Genomic DNA, 22,894 nt, shown 5'->3' with positions numbered 1-22,894 from the left:
CCATGGGATCGATCCCATTTATATTGAGAAGAATATAAATTGAAAGAGAACTGATTGATTATTGTGATCAGGCTAACTATTGAGGTAACTAAAAGTTGATGGGTGTTGGATTATTTCTATGAATACGTTGGAGCTACAAAAAGAGGGGTATATCACGTTCTGTACCTACTTGAGGGGGAACAGTAGCTAACAATTAGGGAGTAATAAAGATTGGGGAAAGATAGCTTGTGAGTCGCGAAATCGAGTAAAAAAAAGATGGTAAACGATTAATATAAAAGGGGAAATCGATATCGGAGCACTTAAGCAATACTCCGATATCTAAAATATGACGTTTAAATAACCACAGAAGGGTTACTTCAGGTGATCCCAAGAGATGTTTGACACCAATCGACAGTCATCACACTTGAAATAGAAAATATCGTGAATAGGCGCATCAAGCAGCCATTCGCCACCACATTGTGGGCATTTACGCTCTTTTTCAGCTTTTAAGCTAATGCCGCCCACACGGTATAAGTAGTAATACGTTGGGATCTTAGTGAGGTACTCAATGCGCCCTCTCAAGCCCCAGCCGCGTTTGAACAATACGCTTTTGGTATCGCTAATCTCGGTCAGCGTTGCATGTTCAGCACGGCAACCCCCGCCCATTTGTACTTCATCACAGGCTTGCCATTCAGTCTGCCATTTCAACACGGCTTTATGGTCACCATTGAAGGTTGGCGGGTTGCGATACAAAGGGATTGGTAGCAAGCTATCGCCACTACGCAACGGCGAACAGGTATGCACGAATGTCGTGTATAACACCTGCCAACTTGGCGTTTCATCTTCTGCCACTTCTTCGGAATTAAGATCTCGACCAAGCAGACGCATCTTAGGTGCTAATAAACTCGCAGCTGATAAGCGTTCAAAACAGACCTTTACGAAATCTGAATGATTACGTGGGTGTAAGCTGTCTTGCTCTGGGCACACAACGCGAACATAGAATTCGCCGTCGCCCATCACGATTGGAAACTCACGGCCTAGCACTTGTCCGTTGTAACGAAGTGCATCCATCAAGCCATTAACTGCCTTATCGACAGCGCTGACCGTTGTGTTATCAAAACACTCAAATTGAAGCTCTAGTACGTACATCTATTTATACCGCTGGTTGTAGCTTTTCTAAAAATTCTGCCAATGTCTCGGCTAGTACATCACGATTTTTGGTGCCTAAGCGCTCTAGGATCACGTTACCCGTCAGATTACAGATAGAGATAACATCAAGCTCTGCATCGGTCGCGGCAATGAAAACCGTTGGCTTTAGCTTTAAACGACGCTGAGTGACTAAGTGACCTAAAATATTTTCTTGCAGGCATTCGAAGTCTTCATCACCCCAAATCTGTAACAGAGTCAATTCGTTACCATCGAAGGTCGCGTTCATATCTGCGCTGAATTGTGCACCGTAGAAAGTCTTAATGTCTTCATGCAGAGTCAACTCAATACCGGTTTCAACGTTGGTGAAATCCGCGAATTGCTCACGTGGATAGTGCTTCCACAACACGGCGTCGCCACTCTTTTCTTCTACGCATGGCGATACGATGTCCACCAACTCCTCATTACGAGGTAAGCTTTGGTGTTGCTGCTGCCACGCGTCAACGTATCGCTGACTAAAAGAAAGTAGTGCGTCTTGAGCACGTTGAGTCATGAAAATCTCCTAAACACAAAATAATAAATAGAATCCGAGCCCTTTCAACACCGATTAAGCGATGACTTAATGACAGGGTAATGGGGATTCAGTAAAATCGACCCCATTCTAATCGAATTTGAAACGAAAGTATGAGCAAATATTCTGACGCAAAAGAGCTAGTGGGTTTAACCCTTGGCCAAAAAACTGAGTACTCTAACCAATACGATGCAAGTTTATTGCAACCAGTGCCTCGTAGCCTTAATCGCGATGATCTTGCGCTAAACGGCGAGCTGCCTTTTGTTGGTCATGATATTTGGACGATGTACGAGCTTTCGTGGCTAAACACCAACGGCCTACCACAAGTAGCGGTGGGCGAAGTTTTCATCCCAGCCACCAGCCAAAATTTAATTGAATCAAAATCTTTCAAGCTGTACCTAAACAGCTATAACCAGACTCAATTTGAAAACTGGGCTCAAGTCACTGAGCGCCTGACCCAAGATTTGTCTGCATGTGCAGGCGAACCTGTGGTTGTGAATGTAAACTCAGTAACCGACTACACGAACCAACCTATCGTGACGATGGAAGGTGACTGTATCGACAACCAAGATATCCAAATCACCAGCTATGATTTTGAAGCGTCACTGCTTGAAGGTGCTGCTGGCGAACAAGAAGTAGAAGAAACTCTGCATAGCCACTTATTGAAGTCGAACTGCTTGATCACCAACCAACCCGATTGGGGCAGCGTTGAGATCTCATATTCAGGCAAGCAAATTGACCGTGAAGCTCTGCTACGCTATTTAGTTTCTTTCCGTGAGCACAATGAATTCCACGAACAATGCGTTGAGCGTATCTTCACTGATATCATGAAATACTGTGCGCCATCGAAGCTAACCGTGTTTGCACGTTACACGCGTCGTGGTGGTCTGGATATCAATCCATACCGTTCAACAGAGCAAGATAGACCAAGCCACAATAAGCGTATGGCTCGCCAATAATCAGGCGTGAACCACCCACACTTATTTGAACCTACCAAATCTTTAAAGGGACATTGAAATGCGTTGGTTATACGTTGTTAGTCTATTTATTTTAAGCTTAAGCACATCGGTCAATGCGTCGGTTTATTCGTCGGCGCTACTCAATGAAGCCAATAACTTGGTTGAGATCGAGCCGAGCCAAGCAAAAAAAATGGCCAACAGTTACCTAACGCTGCGTGTCCTTTCTGATCAACGCGAGAAAAGCCCATCGGCGATTTCTCGCGAAGAGACGGACTCTTCTATTCGAACGCCAAACAGCAGCATCGATGCCTACAAAATCTTAGCGAAGGCGGAATACAACCTAGGCAACATTCGTATTGCGATTAAAAACATCGACAAAGCCTCTGAGCTCGCAAAAACCTATAAGCTTAATTACTTAAAGTTGGACCTTCAGATCCTAAAAGTTCGCTTACTTTGGCTAAGTGACAGAAAGTCAGCCACAGCAACAGCAGAGCTGACAAGTATTGAAGCAAACCTAGAATCGGTGAATAAAACCTTACGTTTAACAGAAGGTATTACCTATCGTTTGATCATGCTGAAAGCTGATATCGCCTCTTATGACAATAAGGTCGACGAAGCCGAGAAGTTCTACCAAGAAGCGAAAACCTACCTCGATCAGCGTTACTCAGAAAAAGTTACCATCGACTACCACATCTCGGTCGGTGAATTTTATCTAACACATAAAGAGTACAACCACGCACTCTCTGAGTTGTTGTATGGCTACTGGAAATCAGTAGAAGGTAACCTGAGTTCACGCTTAGCTAAGGTCAATCGCCTGCTTGCACAGCTTTTCTTTGAGCGCCAAGTCTTAGACAAGGCATTAGAACATCTATCTCAAGCTGCTGATTTTTACGATAACTTTGAAAACTCTCCCATATTAGCTCAAGTACTTAAAAAGATGGGTGATGTGTACTTCTTACAAGGTAAATATAACCTTGCTCTTGTGCATTTTTTCAACGTCCTTGACCACGAAAGTACCGACAGAGATATCCACCAAGTCATCGATATTCGTCTAAGTCTATCGGCAACTTACTTACGCCTCTATAACTACCCTCTAGCTGAGCAGTACTTAACCCGTGCCCTTGAACTGCTTGAGTACACCGACATTCCAAAACTGGAAGGTCGTGCTGCGCTATTATCAGCAGGATTGGCTTACCACCTGCAAGAGAGCGAACATGTGATCAAGCATGCGACACGTGCACTTGAAATATCGCGTCAGGTAGAAAATATGCGCCTGTCGCAACGCTCATACTATTTACTATCTTTGGGTTATGAACAGGCAGGTCGTCCACAGCAAGCATTGGCAAATCTCAAGCAATACAACAGCCTTGTCTCTTTAGAGCAGCAAAAACTCAACCGTGTTGGAGAAGACGCATTCCGCCAACAAAAAGAGTTTGCCGAACAAACCCTGCACTATGCAGGCCAAGAACAAGAGCTAGAGAAATACAAACTAGAACATCGTAAGTTCCAAAAGATTTCGTTTGCCCTATTCTTGTTCAGTATTGTCTTATTCTTCTTTGTGCTACGCCGAGGCTACCTCATTCAAACCTTAGCCAAAGAGGTCGATTCACTGCGTACCGACCTCTTTACGCATTCGCGTTCTAAGCTTCCTAATCTAAGAATGCTGAATGCGAAACTCTCAAATTCATTGGAACAAACCAGCCAAACCTTTGAGCAGTGGCAGCTTGGTGAACTGATTCATGAACCGCTCAACGACCGTTTACGCTTCGTGATGATTGACTTACCTTTCCTACGTAATATGTACACGCAGAACGGTTACAAAGCGGGTCTAGAACTTGAAGATGCTTTTGGCGAATTCCTCAAATCTAAGCTTGAAGGCCCAGCTCGTGTCTACCATTTCTCGGATGCGAACCTGCTTTATATCGAGCCCAACGCTGACCGTGATTTATCACCTGAAGCCCTGTTCAGAAAGATTCAATCTTGGGTTAATAACTTCGAACCCGAGCGAAACATCAACCGAACAGTCCGTATGGGCATCGCTGACTACCCGTTCCTGCCACGTGCTTACACTGCAATTAACGACCAAGAACTGCTCGACGTGTTATTGATGTCGACCAATCTAGCGCGTGAGATCAGTCTCAAAGAGCGCAGCAGCCAATGGGTATATTTAAAAGCTATCGATAATGCGCCCGCAGCGAGCCTTGCAACTGGTAACATAAGAGAAGCGTGTAAACATGCGATTAATCAAGGGTTAATAAAGATACAATCGTCATACCAGAATGAGGACAACATCAAAAAAATGCTAAAAGATGACTGATTTGCGAGCGGTTAAGAGCGGCAAGCCGTGACCTTATTTTTAGTTTTGTTATTATCGATGCAACGGAATTTCATCAAAATGATCGAGCTCGGTCTACGCGGCGCTAATTAATACATCTATGGGCATTCTTGAAAAAGACATTCAGGCGCAACTCCACCAGCTGAAACTTCAGTTGGAGCAGGTCCGTTTGACGCAAAGAGACACCTCGTTCAAATTTATTAGAGAACAAAAAGTTCTAAAGCGTATCGTCACATCTTTAAGTGACGCATGTGTTGGCAGTAACAGCCATTTAGATGAAAACCTCATTGCCCTTCGGGAAGAGCTAGAAAAGCAAAAAGACATTAGCTCGATGATCCCAAAGCTGGCAGTATTAGAAAGGATGCTTAAGCAGAAAACGTTGGCTATGGATAAACAGAACGGATATCTGGACGATAGCATTAAGCACAGTGGGGAAACGCTGCAACGCATAACAGGCCTTCCAGCACAGCTTAAACGCGACCTACGAAACTTACTTAGCTTCTCCGAATGCAATGGCAGTCAGAAAGTCGACCATGCCATGAAACTTCTCGGTATTTATGAGCGTGCCATTAAGATTATGGCGAATAACTCACGCACTCATTTTGCCGACGTTACGCATTCTCCGGAACAAGAACTCCTTTCCGACCTATCAAACGAATTACAACATCTGATCACTGAACTCGATTTCGAGGGTGAATCGGGTGATTTGCTTACCGATATTCGAGCGAAACTGCTACTGGGTGTTTCCACACAAAATCTGCTTGAGCTGACACTTCAGATCCTCAAACTGGTAATTGAAGGCACCAACCTAGAGCGTAAGAAGTCTGAACAATTTATCGATCAGCTAAACTCTTCGCTGGCCTCCAGTATCAAAACGGCAGACCAAAATGCCGATCAGAGCCAAAGTTACTTTGAGCACCGCCAAGGCCTTAACTCTGAGTTAAGTGAACTTGTCATTAAGAGCCAGAACTCTGTAGAGAAAGCGAAGGAAATTGATAGTTTAAAGCGAACGATTAATCCGCTACTCACTGAAATCGCCTCTCTTTCAGAAAGACTGAATCACGCAGAACAGAAAGAACAAGCTCTAATAGAGAGAATGAGTTATGGGAAGACTCAGTTAGATTCACTCTATGAAGTCACCCAAGATTACCGCAAGCGCTTAGAAGATCAGGCTCAGCGTATGCTACTTGACCCGCTCACAAAAGTTTACAATCGCACCGCCTTTACTGATCGCTTAGAGCTTGAGTATCGCCGTTGGATTCGAGCACAACACTCACTGCGCGTAGTGCTGCTCGACATCGACAACTTCAAAGCCATCAACGACAGCTTTGGTTATACCGCGGGTGATAAGGCACTTAAAATCATCGCGAGAACAATTACTAAAGAAGCAGGCACAACCGATACCGTGGCTCGCTTTTCTGGAGAAGAGTTTGTCTTGCTGTTGCCAGAACAAACCGATGAATATTGCCACCAAGTGATTCAAAACATCCAAGCTCAAGTAAGCCGCCTACCCTTTAAGTTCCGTGACCAACAAATCACAATTACCTTGTGTGCGGCAAGTACTCAGTTTAAAGAGTCTGATACGCCTGAAGAAGTATTAGAGAGACTTAATAAGACGCTAAACAAAGCAAAGCAACGCGGTACCAACCAACTTGTTTGGAACTAAGCCAGCCTTAGATTTAATTTATTTCATTTTTTCAAATACTTATCACATACCATTTCCCTCAATGTTTGCTAAGCTAATGATTAACATTCGCTTAACAAGCATTCTTGGCAAGCAATGCTGTATATACGCTCTTAATTTATTTTATATTAGCTCTTAAGCATCTATACATCTGCTATTAAGCACCCATGTATATACCGTTAAGCACCTGTATATAGACTGTTAAGCAAGATTATATAATCCATTAAGCAACGCTGTCGTAACCGTTTCGTCTGGTTAACTCTCTCACCTTTAACCAAACACTTTCAACGTTTGCTTCTCACTCTCGAGCCAGAGGGTCACTTCAACGTCCCCCTGCTCTTTTCAACAAGGAGGCACTATGATCACTCATATCAGCCCTGCCGGTAGCATGGATTTACTCTCTCAACTTGAAGTTGAGCGTCTTAAGAAAACCGCGTCTAGTGATCTGTACCAACTGTATCGTAACTGTACGTTAGCGGTACTTAACTCGGGAAGCCACACCGACAACTCCAAAGAGTTGCTCGACAAGTATCAATCGTTTGATGTTGAAGTCGTGCGACGTGAGCGTGGTATCAAGCTCGAACTGAGCAACCCACCAGAGCATGCCTTTGTCGATGGTGAAATCATCAAGGGTATCCAAGAGCACCTATTCTCAGTACTGCGTGACATTGTCTACGTCAACATGCATCTTGCAGACAACCAAAGGCTCAACCTGACTAATGCCACTCATATTACCAACCTCGTATTTGGTATTTTGAGAAATGCAGGCGCACTTACGCCGGGCATCGAACCTAACCTGATCGTGTGTTGGGGTGGCCACTCAATTAACGCCACTGAATACCAATACACTCGTGAAGTAGGTAATGAACTTGGCCTACGTGAACTCAACATCTGTACGGGTTGTGGACCAGGTGCGATGGAAGGGCCAATGAAAGGCGCTGCGATTGGTCACGCTAAGCAGCGCTATACTGATCATCGTTACTTAGGGCTTACCGAGCCTTCAATCATTGCTGCTGAGCCACCAAATCCGATAGTGAACGAATTGGTGATCATGCCAGATATCGAGAAGCGTCTTGAGGCATTCGTTCGTATGGCGCATGGCATCATTATTTTCCCTGGTGGCCCCGGTACGGCTGAAGAGTTGCTGTATATCTTAGGGATCATGATGCACCCAAATAACGTCGACCAACCCATGCCGATTGTATTAACGGGTTCAAAAGAGAGTGAAGCTTACTTCCGCTCTATCGATAAGTTCATCGGGGAAACCCTCGGGGAAGAGGCTCAGAAACACTACGAAATCGTGATTGATGATCCAGCACGCGCAGCGAAAATCATGAAACAAGCGATGCCAGATGTACGCTCTCACCGTAAAGAGACCGGCGATGCTTATAGCTATAACTGGTCACTGCATATTGAGCCTGAGTTCCAACTACCCTTCGATCCGACACATGAGTCTATGGCGGCACTTGATCTTCATATGGACCAGAAAACAGAAAGCCTTGCGGCTAATTTACGCAAAGCGTTTTCTGGCATTGTGGCCGGAAACGTCAAAGCCGAAGGTATTCTAGAGATAGAGAAACACGGCCCATTCCTGATTGATGGCGACAAAGAGCTGATGACCAAAATGGACCAACTGCTGAATGACTTTGTTGAACAACATCGCATGAAACTACCGGGTGGCACTGACTACGTTCCTTGCTATAAAATTATGCCTAGCAGCGAATAACGACAAGTGACTGATAACAGGCCACAAGCATAAAGCTAAACAACTCATGACGTTTACGTCGCCAACGTTTCAACTCACCAAGTGATACGTTACTATAAGGGGCTAGCAGCCCCTTATTTATTGCCTATTTAGTGGAAACTTATGTCTATCCATCTTGTTATTATCGATGCTTTGAATCTCATCCGACGCGTTCACTCTGTTCAGCCGGACCCAACCGATATTGCAAGAACCATCACCACCACTGCTCGTACTCTTAATCGCATCCTAAAAGAATCAAAGCCAACCCATATCATTGCAGTATTTGATCATCATTTACAAGATCGAGGCTGGCGCGCTGAAGTCCTTCCTGCCTACAAGCAAAACCGCAAGCCGATGCCTGAACCATTAATGAAAGGCCTTGATGCTATCCAACAAGCTTGGTGGGAATTAGGGATTGATTCACTGCTATCTGATGGTGATGAAGCGGATGATCTAGTCGCTACTCTCGCTAAGAAAGTGGCCGATCACGGAGAAACGGTCACCATCATCTCGACGGATAAGGGCTACTGCCAACTGTTATCACCAACGCTACAGATCCGTGATTACTTTCAGCACCGTTGGTTAGATAAACCCTTTATCGAAGCGGAATTTGGCGTAAAACCTGAACAGCTTGCAGATTACTGGGGATTAACGGGCGTTAGCTCAAGCCAAGTGCCGGGGATTCCTGGAGTTGGGCCAAAAGCGGCTAAAGAGATATTAACCACGTATCCAGATATAGAAACGGCATTCCTAGCTGAAGACTTACCGAAAAAGTATCGCAAGAAATTCGATGAGCATATTGAATCGGCTCGTGTATGCAAGCTCGTTTCAGCACTCAAAACAGACATCGATTTGGGCTTCAATCTTCAAGATATTCGCTTCTCTGGCAGCCAAACTTAACACTTCTGGATGTTCATCTTTTCTGTTGTGTTCTCCGTTACATTCACAACCTAATCATAATGTTAATCAATACCTTATCGAGTATTGATTAACATCTAGCCTTCATCACAGTCTTATTGATATAAGTATTTAATTTCATTGCTCCAATAAGGAGAAACACAATGAAAAACATACTATTACTATCATTAACTACCCTCTTACTTAATATCGCGCCTCTTGCTGTCGCAACCGAAGCCTGTGGTGAACATCTAGTCAAAGGTTTGCCTTCAGAATTCTCTGATCAAATGCTTTGTCGAACCGGTTATGCCATTGGCTACAACTATTCCATGAAGAATGCTGATTGGGTCGCCTATCATGTCACCGCAGAAAGCGTCAATGGACAGTTCAAACGAAGTAACCGCTTTAAAGCCGATTCAGAACTCCCCGAATACGCCCAATCAACACTAAGCGACTACTCCAAATCCGGTTATGACCGTGGCCACCTTGCTCCGTCTGCAGCAATGGACTTCAGCGAAATATCGATGCAAGAAAGTTTCTTACTAAGCAATATGTCACCACAGCTTCCAGGGTTTAATCGAGTTGGTTGGCGATTGCTAGAAGAGCATGTACGTGACCTTGCCAATGAATATCAAGAGCTCTATGTGGTGACAGGCCCAATTTATGACGGGAATGAAACCTTTATTGGCAATGGCGTTATGATTCCAAGTGCATTCTACAAAGTGATTCTCGACCCGTATTACAACGATGCGATTGCTTTTATTGTGCCGCACCGTGATGTATCAAGCAGTGAACTCGAAAGCTTTGTCACAACCATTGATGAAGTAGAAGCTCGCACTAACTTGGATTTTTTCTCAAACACTAGCGATGATGTCGAAAGCAATATGGAAGCAATGCTTTGGGAAATGTGGCCTACCTCAGAGTAAACCTCTCATAACAAAAAAACGCTCCTTATGAGGAGCGTTTTGTATGTTCATTAACCGCGTATTAGTACGGTGAGATATTCGAAAGCGACTGAATATGCACCGTGATCTCTTCGCGATCATGGTATAGGTGCTTCGCCTGCATCTTGAATTTAACTTTGTTATCAATCAGGAACTGTTTCAGGTTCTCGATATCCTGCAGTACTTCATCGTAACGGCCTTTCATTGGCAGTTTAAGGTTGAACAATGCTTCTTTCGCCCAGCCTTTGATGATCCACTCACCCATTAAGTGAGCAACACGAGCTGGCTTCTCAACCATGTCACAGATAATCCAAGTCACGTTCTTACGGTCAGGTTCAAATTTAAAGCCATCCACCATATGGTGCTTGATTTGACCCGTTTCCATTAGGCTGTCCGCCATCATGCCGTTGTCAACACAGTGAACGAACATAGAACGCTTAACCAGCTGGTAAGTCCAACCACCTGGACACGCACCTAAATCTACGCCCCACATACCTGGAGCAAGACGCTCATCCCACTCATCACGAGGGATGAATACGTGGAACGCTTCTTCTAGCTTCAATGTAGAACGGCTTGGCGCATCTGATGGGAACTTCAAACGAGGAATGCCCATAAAGAACTGTGAGTTATTGGTTGGGTAAGAGTAACCGACCAAGCAATGACCCGGAGCGATAAAACATAAGTGAAGCACAGGCTTCTTAACATTGTCTTTCGCAGTCATCAGGCCTTTACCACGCATAGCTTGACGCATTGGCACGGTAAACTTACGGCAGAACTTCAAAAGCTCTTTCGCTTCATTGGTGTCTGGCGTTTCAATACGGATATCGCCACAACGTGGGAAACCTTCTTTCTCAGAAAGCGCCTCAAGAATTGGAGAGATACGATCATCAGTCGGAAGATCTTTGATTTCAGCTGCTACCGCGATCATTTGACGAGCAAAGATCAGCGATTGGAAGTCGATCTCTTTAACCAATTTATCGGCTTCGCCTGCTTGATAACATTCAAACAATACAAAGCCTGTATTGTTCTTTAAGCGAGGAAAACCAAACACTTCCAGTTGTGTTGCCTTGTCTTGAATTTCGCCAGCACATTCTTTTTCAAAACCAGAGCGACAATAAAGTAGTACGTGTTTCACTGAGTTACCTCTTTTATATTCAAAGCAGCGAAGGAGAAGACTCCCCAACCAATGATAAATAGTAGACCACCAAACGGAGTGATAGGGCCAAACCACTTTATTCCTGTCAGTGCCAAGCCATAAAGGCTGCCACTAAAACAAAGGATGCCGATGATAAAGCAAATTGCCGCAATGAAAAAATATTTTTGTGATTTAGCGCCAAGTTTCATCTGCAGCAGAGCGCCACACGCCAATATCGCCAAAGTATGGATAAACTGATACTGAACACCCGTCTCAAACACGCCTAGCAGATATTCTGGCAAGATAGCTTTCAACCCGTGAGCCGCGAAGGCACCAAGCATCACAGCAATCGCACCAGAGATACCTGCAAACGTGAGTAAATACTTACTTCTCATTGAGTACCTCTTTGATAAACGCTGACAGCTTCTCAACGGTTAAGGCAATATTCTGCTGCTCTGTGTAACCAGAGCTCTTACGAGGCTTAAAGCTGTGATCACCGTCTGGGATAAATTCAACACGAATAGAATCCGACAGGTCGAAATCGGTAAACTCTTCACGCTTACCAAAGGTATCGCGCTCACCCTGCAAAATAAGACATGGCTTTTGTAACTCAGCTAAGTGCTCACCTTTGTACTTCTCTGGCTTACCTGGAGGGTGGAAAGGAAAGCCTAAACAGGCCATCGCTGCCACCTTATCAACTTCAGACAAATGGCTCGCCATACGCCCTCCCATCGATTTACCGCCAATCACAAGCTTATCGGCATCGCACTGCTTAATGATGTCTTGGTAAGCTTCAAGCAGCTTAGGGGCTCTGTCAGGTGGACGACGCTTGCCATCTTCAGCACGTTTAATCATGTAAGGGAAATTAAAACGAATCACTCGTATCCCTTTAAAGGCTAACCCTTTTGCCACCGACTGCATGAATTCATGATCCATACCTGCGCCAGCACCATGTGCAAAGACAAAGGTGATTGGATTGTCTTCACCATCAATGATGACGTTATTCATCGAGTAAATCCTCTTGTTCACTTTGCGCTTTCGCCAGCATCCAATCGCGGAAGGTGGCGATACGGCCCATATCGGCTTGTTTTTCATGACAAACCACATAGAAGGCATTCTTGCTCACCAACACTTCATCAAAAGGCGCAATCAAACGACCCGCTTCGATTTCAGGTTGCGCCAACACGTTGTTACCCAGTGCAATGCCTTGGCCGTGAGCTGCCGCCTGCAACACCATGGTTGAGTGGCTAAAGATAGGACCGTGATTGACGTTTACCCCATCGATCCCATTTTGCTTAGCGAACTGCTTCCAATCCTTTCGAGAAGTATCATGCAATAGCGTATGGCATGCTAAATCGCTTAGAGATTCTAATGGTTTGGTACCAAGCAACACTGAAGGTGAGCAAAGAGGGATCAAGTATTCTTGATAAAGCTTATCGGCTCTAAGCCCCGACCAGTTGCCTCGACCATAATAAATAGCTACGTCTACGTCATCGGTCAGCGAGCCTTCATCCATATCAACGGCTTTAATTCGTACGTCGATATCAGGCTCTTGCTGATTAAAGTCTGCAAGCCTTGGCACTAACCATTGAATGGCAAAGCTTGGCGGTAAGCTGATGGTCAATGCGCCCTTCTCACTTCGCTCAAGCACTTTATCCGTCGCTTCTGCCAGTGATGTAAAAATATCTTTGATGTCTAAGAAGTAGCTCTGACCTTCTTCAGTCAGCAGCAAAGAGCGATTTCTTCGACGAAACAGCTTCAAAGACAAGAATTCTTCAAGCGCTTTAATCTGATGACTCACTGCAGCTTGAGTAACAAACAACTCTTCTGCAGCGCGCGTAAAACTCAAGTGTCGAGCAGCGGCTTCAAACACTCTTAGCGAGTTTAATGGGGGTAATCGACGAGACATAGGTACTCTCTAAATAAGCATTAGTTTTTTTTATCTGAAACATTATAATTTGTCCATTGCCTAGCGGCCAGAGAAATTCTATATTTCATCCCGCAGCAGCTAGCCTGAACGGCTTGATTCTCTCTAGAATCAATTGGTTTAGCTCCTGCGATGTTGTGTTTGCAAACTCGTTCTTTTCGAGTTGGGTAGAGTTCTACCAAATGTTTTGTTGCAGTTCTATACTGAAACGAGACATGTACTTCCTGTATTTATTTTGACCTGTCTGTCAAATTTGTTTACACCGCCTTATGGGCGGTGTTTTTTTATGTGCAAAGAAAAATAACAACAAGTTTATCAATAGCTGTGCTAATTAATCCTTGTTATTTTTCATCGTTAATCACAGAATTAGACACCCACTCAAATAATCAACTGAACACATACAAATAGAACCATTGAATAGCACTAAAAAGTAACAGAGTTCCTCAGATACTCACACTTCTTCGGTCACCTACAAGCCAACTCAAACCCCATCATTTCAATCTCAGAACCTCAAGACAGAGCATGATGATAACTCGACAAACTCACGCCTCTTACTGCCTACTGTAAAACATTCACAATAGAAAATAAAAAAGCCGCTTACTTTTCAGTAAACGGCTTTGCAAAATATTCGGCTACTCTATACCACTATGGGCGGTAAACCTTCACGTTATGGAAGCCTTGCTCTTTTAGATAAAGTGCCTGTAGACGGCTCATTACACCACGGTCACAGTACAGCAAGTACTCTTTTGCTTGGTCCAAGTCACCAAACTGAGTCGAAAGCTTGAAGAACGGGATATGTTTAATTTCAACACCATCGATCTCTAGTGGGCTTTCGTCTTCTTCGTCTGGGCTACGGATATCAAGAACGATAGCGTGCTCAGCAACAGCTTGAACTTGTTCAACTTCAGGCGCTTGCTCTTGGCTCTCTTTCTCGATGTCACGGATATCCATAACTCGAGCGTTCTCGATCACTTGCTCCAGCACTTCAAAGTTAAACCTAGCTTCTTCTGCTTCTAATTTGCCTTTCTTCGCTTTCACTGTTGGCTTCTTAGAAATAACACCACAGTACTCAGGCATTACTTTCGCGAAGTCTTCGGTGCCAATCTTACGAGACAGGTCGATGATGTCTTCTTTGTCCCAGTTAATAAGCGGACGAAGGATCAAAGTATCGGTCACGTTGTCAATGTGGCGAAGGTTAGTTAACGTTTGGCTAGAAACCTGACCTAATGCTTCACCGGTTACTAGGGCTTCGATACCGAAGCGTTCTGCAACCATACCACCAGCACGCATGAACATACGCTTAAGAACCACGCCCATTTGGCCATCTTCAACGTTCTCAAGAATCTCTGCGACTACCGGTTCAAAATCGATAGAGATGAACTTCACCTTTGCCGATGAGCCGTATTTATCCCATAGATAGTGAGAAACTTGCTTAACACCAATTTCGTGCGCAGGGCCACCTAGGTTAAAGAAGCAGTAATGCACTTTAGAGCCACGTTTGATGTGCAAGTAGCTTGAAACGCCAGAATCGAAACCGCCAGAGATCAAGCTAAGCAGATCTTCTTGAGTACCTAGAGGGAATCCGCCTAGGCCTTTATGACGTTCAATAACTTGGTTTAGCTTTTCGTTCTCGACTTCAACTTTAACGGTAATATCTGGATTTTTCAGTTTTACTTTTGCTGATTCAACCGCTTGGTTTAAACCACCACCTACGTAGCGTTCTAGCTCGATAGAAGTAAAGTCATGTTTACCACGACGCTTGGCTCGCACAGAGAAAGTCTTGCCTTCAATAAGAGCACCGCTTCGTTCAAGAACTTGCTCGTAAATATTGTGCAGGTCTTTAAATTCTGATTGCTGAACCTCAAGGGAGTGATGAATACCCGGAGTTTGCGTCAATACTTCGAGTGTTTCTTTAAAGTACTTGTCGCTCTCAGACGTCACTTCGATGTAGTCACGGCGGTTGAAGACAGCCACAGACTCAGTACGACGCTGAAGAATAGTACGAATATTACGTTCTAGAATCTTTGTGAAGCGCTTACGCACCGATTCACTTTTAATAAAAATTTCCGGATGAGGCTTAACAATAAATTTCATAGTACTTTCACGCCAATAAGGTTCACAAATTTTAGTAGGTTCATCACCACGTAAAAGGTCATTTCACATAGTTATTGAAGCAATAATAGATCAATATTAAATCTAAGGGCGCGAATTATACATGAGAAAGTGAAGCAAGGAAAAGAGTGGTTGCTTTAACCCGATAATTAAACCGCCTGTTACTAAAAGTAGCAGGTTTCAAAACGACATAAATACCGCTGAGAGCATCATTGAAGACCAAAAAACAAAAAGCCCAACCTCATCATAAGGTTGGGCTTTCGATGCTATCTGCTGACTAATGTATGTATATCTATCTAACGTCTGTATATCTTACGTATGTGTACCTGAAGACTAATCGCTGTCTCTCCGCCTACTACTGACCAATAACAGGTACTTCATCACTGTAAAGCGGCTCACCCTGCATTATGCTGATTTCAACACGGCGGTTGAGGCTACGCTGCCATTCAGTATCGTTCGGCTCTACTGGCTCTGTGTCGGCCATACCGCGCACTCTCAAGCGTTGATGAGAGAAGCCACGCACCTTTTCCATCTCTTGAGCCACAGACACCGCACGCTGCGATGATAGGTCCCAATTAGAACGATAAAGCTCTGAATCAAGTCTCTGATTATCGGTGTGGCCAGAAATACGAACAATACCTGGTACATCTTTTACCAATTCAGCCACCTGTCTAACCAATGGTCGAAACTTAGGTTGTAGGAAAGCAGAACCCGACGGGAACGCGCCTTTCTCACGAATTCGAATGACGATCTGCTGGCCAAGGTTTTCCACCTCAATCGCGCCTTGGTCGATCTCTCGCTCCAACGCTTTCTTGATACTTTCCATCAAGGTTTCCATCTCTTGCGATTGAGCTTCAGCTTGCTGTTGCTGTTGGTCTGACTCAGAGTTTTGATTGTCGTGAGTTGAAACCTCTGGCGACTTGCCTCCCGTCATCTTGCCTTGGTCACGCATTGTGCCGCCAGCACGCTCAGATTCACCTTCATGAAACTCAAGCGTTTGCTGTGTAATATCAATGGTCTGCTGCATGATCACATCGATAGGAGTCGGCTCTGGGCGACCAGGGCGAAACTCTTGTGCAATGATGCTAGTCCCTTTAGGAATATCTTTCACTTCCAAGCGGTTTTGTACACCAAACGCAAATTTCATCGAGCCAGCGATCTGTTTGAACTTCAGTACGTCCATCTCAGAGAATGAGAGCAGCAATACGAAGAAACACATCAGCAGTGACATCAAGTCAGCAAATGTCCCCATCCATTGAGGTAACCCCGGAGGAGGACATTTGCATGGATTTTCTTCATCCATCTTCAAATCCTCTTACGCGGGTTCACCATCAATCGTGCGCTTACCTTCATTGAGGTAGCTCTTGAGGTAACCATCGATAACTCGTGGGTTCTGGCCATCTTGAATCGCTAATACACCATCCATAACCAAACGACGGTTGAGTGTCTCTTGGTCACGACGCAGCGCAAGCTTGTCCGCAATTGGAAAGAACACCATGTTCGAAAGAATTGCACCGTACAGGGTCGTTAAAAGTGCTACCGCCATCGCAGGGCCGATCGCTTTTGGATCATCCATGTTAGAAAGCATGGCAACCAAGCCAACCAAGGTACCAATCATACCCATAGCGGGTGCTACATCACCAAATGCAGAGAACACCTTCGCGCCCTGCTCATGACGCTCTGTGGTTAATGCGATGTCTTTTTGCAGTGCAGCACGCACCACATCACCATCATGGCCATCTACTAATAGGTCGATGCCCTTTTGCATGAAACTGTTGCTGATTTCCATTTCTTCAAGTGCCAAGAAGCCACCCTTACGTGCTGCATCCGCCATCTCTACCACTTTAGCGATAAGATCTTCAGGCTCATCGGCCTTAAACATAAATGCTTTGCCAGCGATTTTGGTTGCTCCAAAGAATTGTCCCATGGTGAACTTCATTAGAACAACAAACGTTGAACCACCCACCACGATCAAAATGGATGTCGTGTCATAGAACATCCCGAGGCTTCCACCTAGGATCATTGCCATGATTACAAAGGCAAATCCACCAATCAAACCTATTAGGGTTGCTAAATCCACTGAGCACTCCTCATGCTTTTTTGTAGCTCTACGTCGACGATAATCTTTTTATCGGCCAGACTATAAGATCTTTTAGTAAATTCTTGGCCTAAATATCACACTTTTCGTTTTTGAATCACAATTATTGGCTTACTTTGCTCTTATCCTTAGCGCATAAACTCGATAAAGCTAAGGTTATTCAACCAAAGTGAGTTCAAGCCCCTTAAAAACGAACTTTCTAGCAAAATTTCTTGGTTACATTTGACCATCTCAGCGGCCTAGGGTAACGTTCGTTCATATTTCCAAACGCAGATTTATTATGGCTACTAAGAAACCTGAAAATATGAGCTTTGAAGCGGCTATCGAAGAGCTTGATGGCTTGGTTGATCAACTAGAAAATGGTGATCTAGCTTTAGATGATGCGCTGAAAAAGTTCGAACGAGGCATCTCCCTCGCTCGTGCTGGTCAAAGTAAACTAAACGATGCTGAACAGCGTGTTAGCATCTTACTGCAAAATGATGAAAATGCAGAACTTAGTGACTTTAACCCACAACCAGAATAACGAATTGTATGAGATCCCCTATGATCGAGACTTTATTGTCTTATCAAGCACGTAATAACGAGCAGCTGAACCTTTGGCTTGATCGCCTGCCACACCAAAATCAGAACCTTATCAACGCGATGCGTTATGGGTTACTTTTAGGCGGCAAACGCGCACGTCCATTTCTTGTCTACATTACAGGGGAAATGCTCGGCTGTACCGCTGAAGAACTCGATACTCCAGCTTCTGCAATCGAATGTATTCATGCCTATTCTCTGATTCACGACGACCTTCCAGCAATGGATGACGATGAACTTCGTCGTGGCCATCAGACTTGTCACATCAAATACGATGAAGCAACGGCAATTTTAACTGGCGATGCCCTACAAACTCTCGCGTTTACTATACTTGCGGAAGGCACATTAAGTGCTGACGGGGAAAGCAATCGCGTTCGAATGATTCAACGCCTAGCAGAAGCATCTGGTGCACAAGGTATGTGCATTGGACAAGCTCTTGATATTGAAGCTGAAAACCGCTCTGTCACGCTAGAAGAGTTAGAAGAAGTTCACCGTAACAAGACTGGCGCTCTAATGAAGAGTGCGATTCGTTTGGGTGCTCTGGCTGCTGGCGAAAAAGCGTTTGAAGTGATGCCTCAATTAGATAAGTACGCCGATGCAATCGGGTTAGCCTTCCAAGTTCAGGATGATATTTTAGATATCATTAGCGATACCGAAACTTTGGGTAAACCACAGGGCTCTGACCAAGATTTGAACAAAAGCACCTACCCTTCTTTGTTAGGTTTAGAGGGCGCTCAAGAAAAAGCGCAAACTCTGCTACAGGAAGCGCTTCAAGCTTTGGCTGCAATCCCATACAATACCCAGTCACTCGAAGAGTTCGCCCGATACGTCATCGAGCGCAAGAACTAAGACAATAAGCGCGCATTACCTATGACTCTTGATATATCAAAGTACCCAACTCTTGCTTTGGCTGATAAGCCAGAGGATTTGCGTCTACTTCCAAAAGAGACGCTTACACAGCTTTGTGATGAATTACGTACCTATCTTCTTAACTCGGTGAGCCAGTCAAGTGGTCACTTAGCGTCAGGCTTAGGTACAGTAGAGCTAACCGTTGCTCTGCACTATGTGTACAACACGCCTTTTGACCAATTGGTTTGGGATGTTGGCCACCAAGCCTATCCACACAAGATTCTTACGGGTCGTCGCGACCGCTTGTCGACTATCCGTCAAAAAGATGGACTGCACCCATTCCCATGGCGTCAAGAGAGCGAATACGACACTCTATCTGTTGGTCACTCTTCAACATCGATCAGCGCCGGACTTGGTATGGCGATCAGTGCGAAGAAAGAAGGTAAGAACCGTAAAGTCGTGAGTGTGATTGGTGATGGCGCGATTACCGCAGGTATGGCCTTCGAAGCCATGAACCACGCGGGCGATATTCACAATGACATGCTGGTTATCCTTAACGATAACGAGATGTCGATCTCTGAAAACGTCGGTGCTCTAAACAACCACCTCGCTCAAGTTCTTTCTGGCAGTCTTTACACGTCAATTCGTGAGGGTGGTAAGAAAGTGCTATCAGGCGTTCCGCCAATTAAAGAGCTCGTTCGTCGTACAGAAGAACATTTAAAAGGCATGGTTGTCCCTGGCACCATGTTTGAAGAGTTAGGTTTTAACTACATTGGTCCAATTGATGGTCACGATGTCAATGAGCTGATTAAAACGCTGAAGAACATGAGAGATCTTAAAGGCCCTCAGTTCCTGCATATCATGACGAAGAAAGGCAAAGGCTACGAGCCAGCTGAGAAAGATCCAATTGGCTACCATGGCGTACCGAAATTCGATCCTGCACATTCAAGTCTGCCTAAGAGCACCAGCTCTAAACCAACTTTCTCTAAGATTTTTGGCGACTTCCTGTGTGATATGGCCGCTCAAGATCCTAAGCTAATGGCGATCACGCCAGCAATGCGTGAAGGTTCTGGCATGGTACGTTTCTCTAAAGAATATCCAGAACAGTACTTCGATGTAGCAATTGCTGAGCAACACGCTGTGACACTAGCAACTGGTATGGCGATTGCGGGTGATAAACCGATTGTGGCTATCTACTCAACTTTCCTACAACGTGGCTACGATCAATTGATCCACGATGTTGCAATCATGGATCTACCAGTTATGTTCGCTATTGACCGTGCAGGTCTTGTCGGTGCCGATGGTCAAACACACCAAGGTGCGTTCGACTTAAGCTTTATGCGCTGCATTCCAAACATGGTGATCATGGCACCAAGCGACGAAAACGAATGTCGCCAAATGCTATACACTGGCCACCAGCACACAGGCCCAAGTGCCGTTCGTTACCCTCGCGGTAATGGCATGGGTACTGAGATTCAAAGTAAGTTTACCGCTCTTGAGATTGGTAAAGGTCGTATCGTTCGCGAAAGCGAAAAAGCAAAAGATGGCTCGAAGGTCGCTATCCTAAGCTTCGGTACTTTCCTTGAAAGTGCACTTCAAACCGCAGACGCTATCGATGCGACAGTTGCAGACATGCGTTTTGTGAAACCGCTAGATGAAGCTCTGATCAAGCAACTTGCTGCTGACCACGATGTACTAGTGACTATCGAAGAAAACGCGATTGCAGGTGGTGCGGGTGCGGGTGTGATTGAATTCTTGATGCAAGAGAAGCTGCTAATGCCTGTATTGAACCTTGGCCTACCAGACAAGTTTATTGCTCAAGGTACTCAAGGTGAGCTGCATGAAGAGCTTGGCTTAGATGCGAAAGGTATTGAGAAGTCTATCTCCGACTACCTTGCCAAATAGCTTTCACAAGCAAACAGCATAAGCGACAAAACAAAAAAGGTTGGCCCTAGGGTCAACCTTTTTAGTATCTGCTAACTGATAAACTATTCGCTGTTTAGCTGTTTAGCTGTTAGTTATTAGCAATTAAGCCTGCTTAGCAACAAGGCTTAAGCACAGGTGCATCATAGTTCTCTGGTTCATCAGAGTAGATAGCAACGTTGAAGTTCTCAACCAAGCCTGTCTCTTCAACACACTGCTCTTGGAAGAACTGCTGAATCTCACGACGTTGACAGTGTGCTTCGAATGCTTCGTTGTCCGCCCAGATCTCATTGAATGCAATAGGGAAACTCTCACCCTCTGCAAATGGGCTCTGAATGTGACGAGTCACTGTATATTGGATACAACCGTCTTCACGCATTGTGTTTGGCTCTAGTGATTTCAGAACTTCAAACAACTCGTTCAATTTGCCTTCTTTAGGCTGAAATTGAGCAACACAGTAAACCTTCTTAGACATTGTAATTCCTTGTTTTTATCTATTATTGTTCGTTCTTTGGATATTGATTCTTAAACGAGCCAACCTGAAAAATGAGCCACTGCATACAGCGAAATCGCCGCCATAATACCCGCCACGATATCATCAATCATGATACCTAAGCCGCCGTGAACTCGCTTGTCTAACCAACCAATTGGCCAAGGCTTTACCATATCGAAAAAACGAAACAGAACAAAGCCAGCGAATAGCCATTTCCAATCATTAACAGGAATACCCAACAGCGGCACTAGGCCCATTGTGATCCAAAAGCCTGCAAACTCATCCCATACAATAGAGCCGTGATCGTGCACGCCCATGTCATCAGACGTCACTTGGCATATTTTGATACCAATAATGCAGCTCACAACCACAAGAATGACATAAATAGGGAAAGGTAACTGAACCAGCAATAGATAAAATGGGATCGACGCAAGCGTGCCCATGGTGCCGGGAATAATCGGCGATAAGCCACTACCAAAACCCGTTGCCAATAAGTGCCAAGGATTTTTAAGAGAAATAAGAGAAAGTGGGTTTGTCATCAATTAACCTTAAAGTGATCGTAACCAGTTAAGTTCCAACTCAGTGGTTCACCATTATTGTGTAATTCAAAATATTCTACAGGTCTTATCTGGCCAATGCAGGTGACTTTTGTTCCAGTGTGTGACAAAGCACTTTCCAATGAACCTTTATTCTCTTCCGGCACAGTAAAACACAGTTCGTACTCTTCACCACTGGTCAACGCATACTGTTGAGCCGAAGCAATATCAGATGCGAACTGGCGTAGTTCTGGAGAAATTGGCAGCGTACTCACATCAATGCTCGCACCAACCTGAGAGCGCTTAAGGATATGTTTTAAATCAGCAATAACACCGTCAGAGATATCAATAGCAGACGAAGCAAGGTTCACGAGCGCTTGACCAGCCAATACTCGAGGAACGCTCATATAGTGCCTTTCTTCAAGCTCAAGAGCATAAGGTTTGACTTTGTTCTGTTCTGGCTCAAGCAATACCTCTAGGCCGGCTTTGCTATCACCTAGGTTACCCGTGACGTAAATCCAGTCGCCCACTTTAGCGCCATCTCTACGCAGTGCTCGACCTTCTGGTACAAAGCCTTGTACAGTCAATGTCAGACTTAGTGGCCCCTTGGTTGTGTCACCACCAATTAACTGAATGCCAAAGTAGTCAGCGAGCTTGAAGAAGGAATCACAGAAGGGAGCAAGCCATTCTTCATCGACTTCTGGCATAGTTAACGCAAATGAAACCCAAGCAGGTGTCGCGCCCATAGCCGCAAGATCACTGATGTTCGAAGCCAAGGCTTTGTGTGCCACCCAAGCTGGGTTTGCTTCCGCTAGGAAGTGAGTGCCCGCCACTAAGGTGTCCGTACTGATCGCTATCTCAACATTGCCCGGCGCTTTGACCAAAGCACAGTCATCGCCAGCAGCCAGATGTACGTCTTTACGTTGTGGTTGTCGATTTACAAAATATTTTTCAATCAGGTTAAATTCGCCAGACATCACATG

Annotated in this window: 21 protein-coding genes; 9 read left to right on the top strand and 12 right to left on the bottom strand. The window is 44.8% G+C overall.

All coding sequences use genetic code 11. The features are described 5' to 3' along the window. Window positions 1–351: 351 nt before the first annotated feature. Window positions 352–1,128, bottom strand: a complete 777-nt coding sequence (locus NX845_RS07635; RefSeq protein WP_004734369.1) for a Zn-ribbon-containing protein — start codon at window positions 1,126–1,128, stop codon at window positions 352–354. A gap of 4 nt (window positions 1,129–1,132) precedes the next feature. Next, window positions 1,133–1,678 carry a SecY-interacting protein gene (syd, locus tag NX845_RS07630; RefSeq protein WP_102450314.1) on the bottom strand — a complete coding sequence of 182 codons (546 nt, stop codon included), beginning with the start codon at window positions 1,676–1,678 and terminating at the stop codon, window positions 1,133–1,135. A gap of 131 nt (window positions 1,679–1,809) precedes the next feature. On the opposite strand from syd, the gene queF reads away from it, so the two are divergent. From queF to NX845_RS07600, 6 genes are all read left to right on the top strand, one after another. After that, the gene (queF, locus tag NX845_RS07625; protein ID WP_102450315.1) at window positions 1,810–2,655 is read left to right on the top strand and encodes an NADPH-dependent 7-cyano-7-deazaguanine reductase QueF; all 846 of its coding nucleotides are present in this window, start codon (window positions 1,810–1,812) and stop codon (window positions 2,653–2,655) included. A 58-nt stretch (window positions 2,656–2,713) separates the two neighbouring features. Further along, window positions 2,714–4,972, top strand: a complete 2,259-nt coding sequence (locus NX845_RS07620) for a lipopolysaccharide assembly protein LapB (protein ID WP_260256750.1) — start codon at window positions 2,714–2,716, stop codon at window positions 4,970–4,972. 118 nt (window positions 4,973–5,090) lie between these two features. Further along, a complete protein-coding gene (locus NX845_RS07615) occupies window positions 5,091–6,656 on the top strand; it encodes a GGDEF domain-containing protein (protein ID WP_004734387.1) in 1,566 nt (521 codons plus the stop codon). A gap of 376 nt (window positions 6,657–7,032) precedes the next feature. Further along, entirely contained in the window at window positions 7,033–8,400 is a 1,368-nt protein-coding gene (gene ppnN / locus NX845_RS07610; RefSeq protein ID WP_004734386.1) for a nucleotide 5'-monophosphate nucleosidase PpnN, read from the top strand. Between the two features lie 141 nt (window positions 8,401–8,541). Further along, window positions 8,542–9,318 (top strand): flap endonuclease Xni, encoded by a 777-nt coding sequence (xni, locus tag NX845_RS07605; RefSeq protein ID WP_017080072.1) that lies wholly within the window; start codon window positions 8,542–8,544, stop codon window positions 9,316–9,318. A 161-nt stretch (window positions 9,319–9,479) separates the two neighbouring features. Further along, on the top strand, window positions 9,480–10,241 hold the full coding sequence (locus NX845_RS07600; protein ID WP_061022380.1) for a DNA/RNA non-specific endonuclease: 762 nt from the start codon (window positions 9,480–9,482) through the stop codon (window positions 10,239–10,241). Window positions 10,242–10,302: 61 nt separating this feature from the next. On the opposite strand, the gene rlmM is transcribed toward NX845_RS07600, so the two are convergent. From rlmM to pomA, 7 genes are all read right to left on the bottom strand, one after another. Next, a complete protein-coding gene (rlmM, locus tag NX845_RS07595; RefSeq protein WP_004734383.1) occupies window positions 10,303–11,394 on the bottom strand; it encodes a 23S rRNA (cytidine(2498)-2'-O)-methyltransferase RlmM in 1,092 nt (363 codons plus the stop codon). Then, entirely contained in the window at window positions 11,391–11,789 is a 399-nt protein-coding gene (locus NX845_RS07590; RefSeq protein WP_004734382.1) for a DUF423 domain-containing protein, read from the bottom strand. The genes rlmM and NX845_RS07590 overlap by 4 nt, the downstream gene beginning before the upstream one ends. After that, window positions 11,779–12,402: an alpha/beta fold hydrolase gene (locus NX845_RS07585; protein ID WP_102500943.1), complete on the bottom strand. Its 624-nt coding sequence runs from the start codon at window positions 12,400–12,402 to the stop codon at window positions 11,779–11,781. Before NX845_RS07585 ends, NX845_RS07590 begins: the two co-directional genes overlap by 11 nt. Next, window positions 12,395–13,303, bottom strand: coding sequence for a transcriptional regulator GcvA (locus NX845_RS07580; protein WP_017080068.1), 909 nt, complete (start codon window positions 13,301–13,303; stop codon window positions 12,395–12,397). Before NX845_RS07580 ends, NX845_RS07585 begins: the two co-directional genes overlap by 8 nt. A gap of 663 nt (window positions 13,304–13,966) precedes the next feature. Then, a complete protein-coding gene (thiI, locus tag NX845_RS07575) occupies window positions 13,967–15,415 on the bottom strand; it encodes a tRNA uracil 4-sulfurtransferase ThiI (RefSeq protein ID WP_102503209.1) in 1,449 nt (482 codons plus the stop codon). Between the two features lie 373 nt (window positions 15,416–15,788). Beyond that, complete coding sequence (locus NX845_RS07570) at window positions 15,789–16,736, bottom strand: flagellar motor protein MotB (protein ID WP_004734407.1); 948 nt, start codon at window positions 16,734–16,736, stop codon at window positions 15,789–15,791. A 12-nt stretch (window positions 16,737–16,748) separates the two neighbouring features. Beyond that, window positions 16,749–17,513, bottom strand: coding sequence for a flagellar motor protein PomA (pomA, locus tag NX845_RS07565; protein WP_004734406.1), 765 nt, complete (start codon window positions 17,511–17,513; stop codon window positions 16,749–16,751). 298 nt (window positions 17,514–17,811) lie between these two features. On the opposite strand from pomA, the gene xseB reads away from it, so the two are divergent. From xseB to dxs, 3 genes are read left to right on the top strand one after another with little or no spacing between them, the layout of a single operon-like run. Further along, window positions 17,812–18,054 carry an exodeoxyribonuclease VII small subunit gene (xseB, locus tag NX845_RS07560; RefSeq protein WP_004734405.1) on the top strand — a complete coding sequence of 81 codons (243 nt, stop codon included), beginning with the start codon at window positions 17,812–17,814 and terminating at the stop codon, window positions 18,052–18,054. Between the two features lie 20 nt (window positions 18,055–18,074). Continuing rightward, entirely contained in the window at window positions 18,075–18,959 is an 885-nt protein-coding gene (gene ispA, locus NX845_RS07555; protein WP_004734404.1) for a (2E,6E)-farnesyl diphosphate synthase, read from the top strand. A 21-nt stretch (window positions 18,960–18,980) separates the two neighbouring features. Further along, window positions 18,981–20,864, top strand: coding sequence for a 1-deoxy-D-xylulose-5-phosphate synthase (dxs, locus tag NX845_RS07550; RefSeq protein ID WP_102575305.1), 1,884 nt, complete (start codon window positions 18,981–18,983; stop codon window positions 20,862–20,864). A gap of 133 nt (window positions 20,865–20,997) precedes the next feature. On the opposite strand, the gene NX845_RS07545 is transcribed toward dxs, so the two are convergent. From NX845_RS07545 to thiL, 3 genes are read right to left on the bottom strand one after another with little or no spacing between them, the layout of a single operon-like run. Continuing rightward, window positions 20,998–21,357: a putative quinol monooxygenase gene (locus tag NX845_RS07545; protein WP_004734402.1), complete on the bottom strand. Its 360-nt coding sequence runs from the start codon at window positions 21,355–21,357 to the stop codon at window positions 20,998–21,000. Window positions 21,358–21,407: 50 nt separating this feature from the next. Beyond that, a complete protein-coding gene (gene pgpA / locus NX845_RS07540; protein ID WP_029222743.1) occupies window positions 21,408–21,914 on the bottom strand; it encodes a phosphatidylglycerophosphatase A in 507 nt (168 codons plus the stop codon). Continuing rightward, window positions 21,914–22,888, bottom strand: coding sequence for a thiamine-phosphate kinase (gene thiL / locus NX845_RS07535; protein ID WP_102455953.1), 975 nt, complete (start codon window positions 22,886–22,888; stop codon window positions 21,914–21,916). The genes pgpA and thiL overlap by 1 nt, the downstream gene beginning before the upstream one ends. Window positions 22,889–22,894 lie beyond the last annotated feature (6 nt).

The sequence above is a fragment of the Vibrio sp. NC2 genome (genome assembly GCF_025195005.1).
GTDB classification, from domain to species: domain Bacteria; phylum Pseudomonadota; class Gammaproteobacteria; order Enterobacterales; family Vibrionaceae; genus Vibrio; species Vibrio splendidus.
Note: the sequence above shows the minus strand (reverse complement) of the source record. Positions and strands in the feature narration are given on the sequence as shown.

What these genes read in the sequence shown, in the direction of transcription:
- queF (WP_102450315.1), top strand. Translation starts at nt 1,810, where the DNA reads ATGAGCAAATATTCTGACGCAAAAGAGCTAGTGGGTTTAACCCTTGGC.
- xni (WP_017080072.1), top strand. Translation starts at nt 8,542, where the DNA reads ATGTCTATCCATCTTGTTATTATCGATGCTTTGAATCTCATCCGACGC.
- ispA (WP_004734404.1), top strand. Translation starts at nt 18,075, where the DNA reads ATGATCGAGACTTTATTGTCTTATCAAGCACGTAATAACGAGCAGCTG.
- NX845_RS07585 (WP_102500943.1), bottom strand. Translation starts at nt 12,402, where the DNA reads ATGAATAACGTCATCATTGATGGTGAAGACAATCCAATCACCTTTGTC.
- NX845_RS07600 (WP_061022380.1), top strand. Translation starts at nt 9,480, where the DNA reads ATGAAAAACATACTATTACTATCATTAACTACCCTCTTACTTAATATC.
- NX845_RS07545 (WP_004734402.1), bottom strand. Translation starts at nt 21,357, where the DNA reads ATGTCTAAGAAGGTTTACTGTGTTGCTCAATTTCAGCCTAAAGAAGGC.
- NX845_RS07570 (WP_004734407.1), bottom strand. Translation starts at nt 16,736, where the DNA reads ATGGATGAAGAAAATCCATGCAAATGTCCTCCTCCGGGGTTACCTCAA.
- xseB (WP_004734405.1), top strand. Translation starts at nt 17,812, where the DNA reads ATGGCTACTAAGAAACCTGAAAATATGAGCTTTGAAGCGGCTATCGAA.
- pgpA (WP_029222743.1), bottom strand. Translation starts at nt 21,914, where the DNA reads ATGACAAACCCACTTTCTCTTATTTCTCTTAAAAATCCTTGGCACTTA.
- NX845_RS07590 (WP_004734382.1), bottom strand. Translation starts at nt 11,789, where the DNA reads ATGAGAAGTAAGTATTTACTCACGTTTGCAGGTATCTCTGGTGCGATT.
- NX845_RS07580 (WP_017080068.1), bottom strand. Translation starts at nt 13,303, where the DNA reads ATGTCTCGTCGATTACCCCCATTAAACTCGCTAAGAGTGTTTGAAGCC.
- syd (WP_102450314.1), bottom strand. Translation starts at nt 1,678, where the DNA reads ATGACTCAACGTGCTCAAGACGCACTACTTTCTTTTAGTCAGCGATAC.
- thiI (WP_102503209.1), bottom strand. Translation starts at nt 15,415, where the DNA reads ATGAAATTTATTGTTAAGCCTCATCCGGAAATTTTTATTAAAAGTGAA.
- dxs (WP_102575305.1), top strand. Translation starts at nt 18,981, where the DNA reads ATGACTCTTGATATATCAAAGTACCCAACTCTTGCTTTGGCTGATAAG.
- NX845_RS07620 (WP_260256750.1), top strand. Translation starts at nt 2,714, where the DNA reads ATGCGTTGGTTATACGTTGTTAGTCTATTTATTTTAAGCTTAAGCACA.
- ppnN (WP_004734386.1), top strand. Translation starts at nt 7,033, where the DNA reads ATGATCACTCATATCAGCCCTGCCGGTAGCATGGATTTACTCTCTCAA.
- thiL (WP_102455953.1), bottom strand. Translation starts at nt 22,888, where the DNA reads ATGTCTGGCGAATTTAACCTGATTGAAAAATATTTTGTAAATCGACAA.
- NX845_RS07635 (WP_004734369.1), bottom strand. Translation starts at nt 1,128, where the DNA reads ATGTACGTACTAGAGCTTCAATTTGAGTGTTTTGATAACACAACGGTC.
- NX845_RS07615 (WP_004734387.1), top strand. Translation starts at nt 5,091, where the DNA reads ATGGGCATTCTTGAAAAAGACATTCAGGCGCAACTCCACCAGCTGAAA.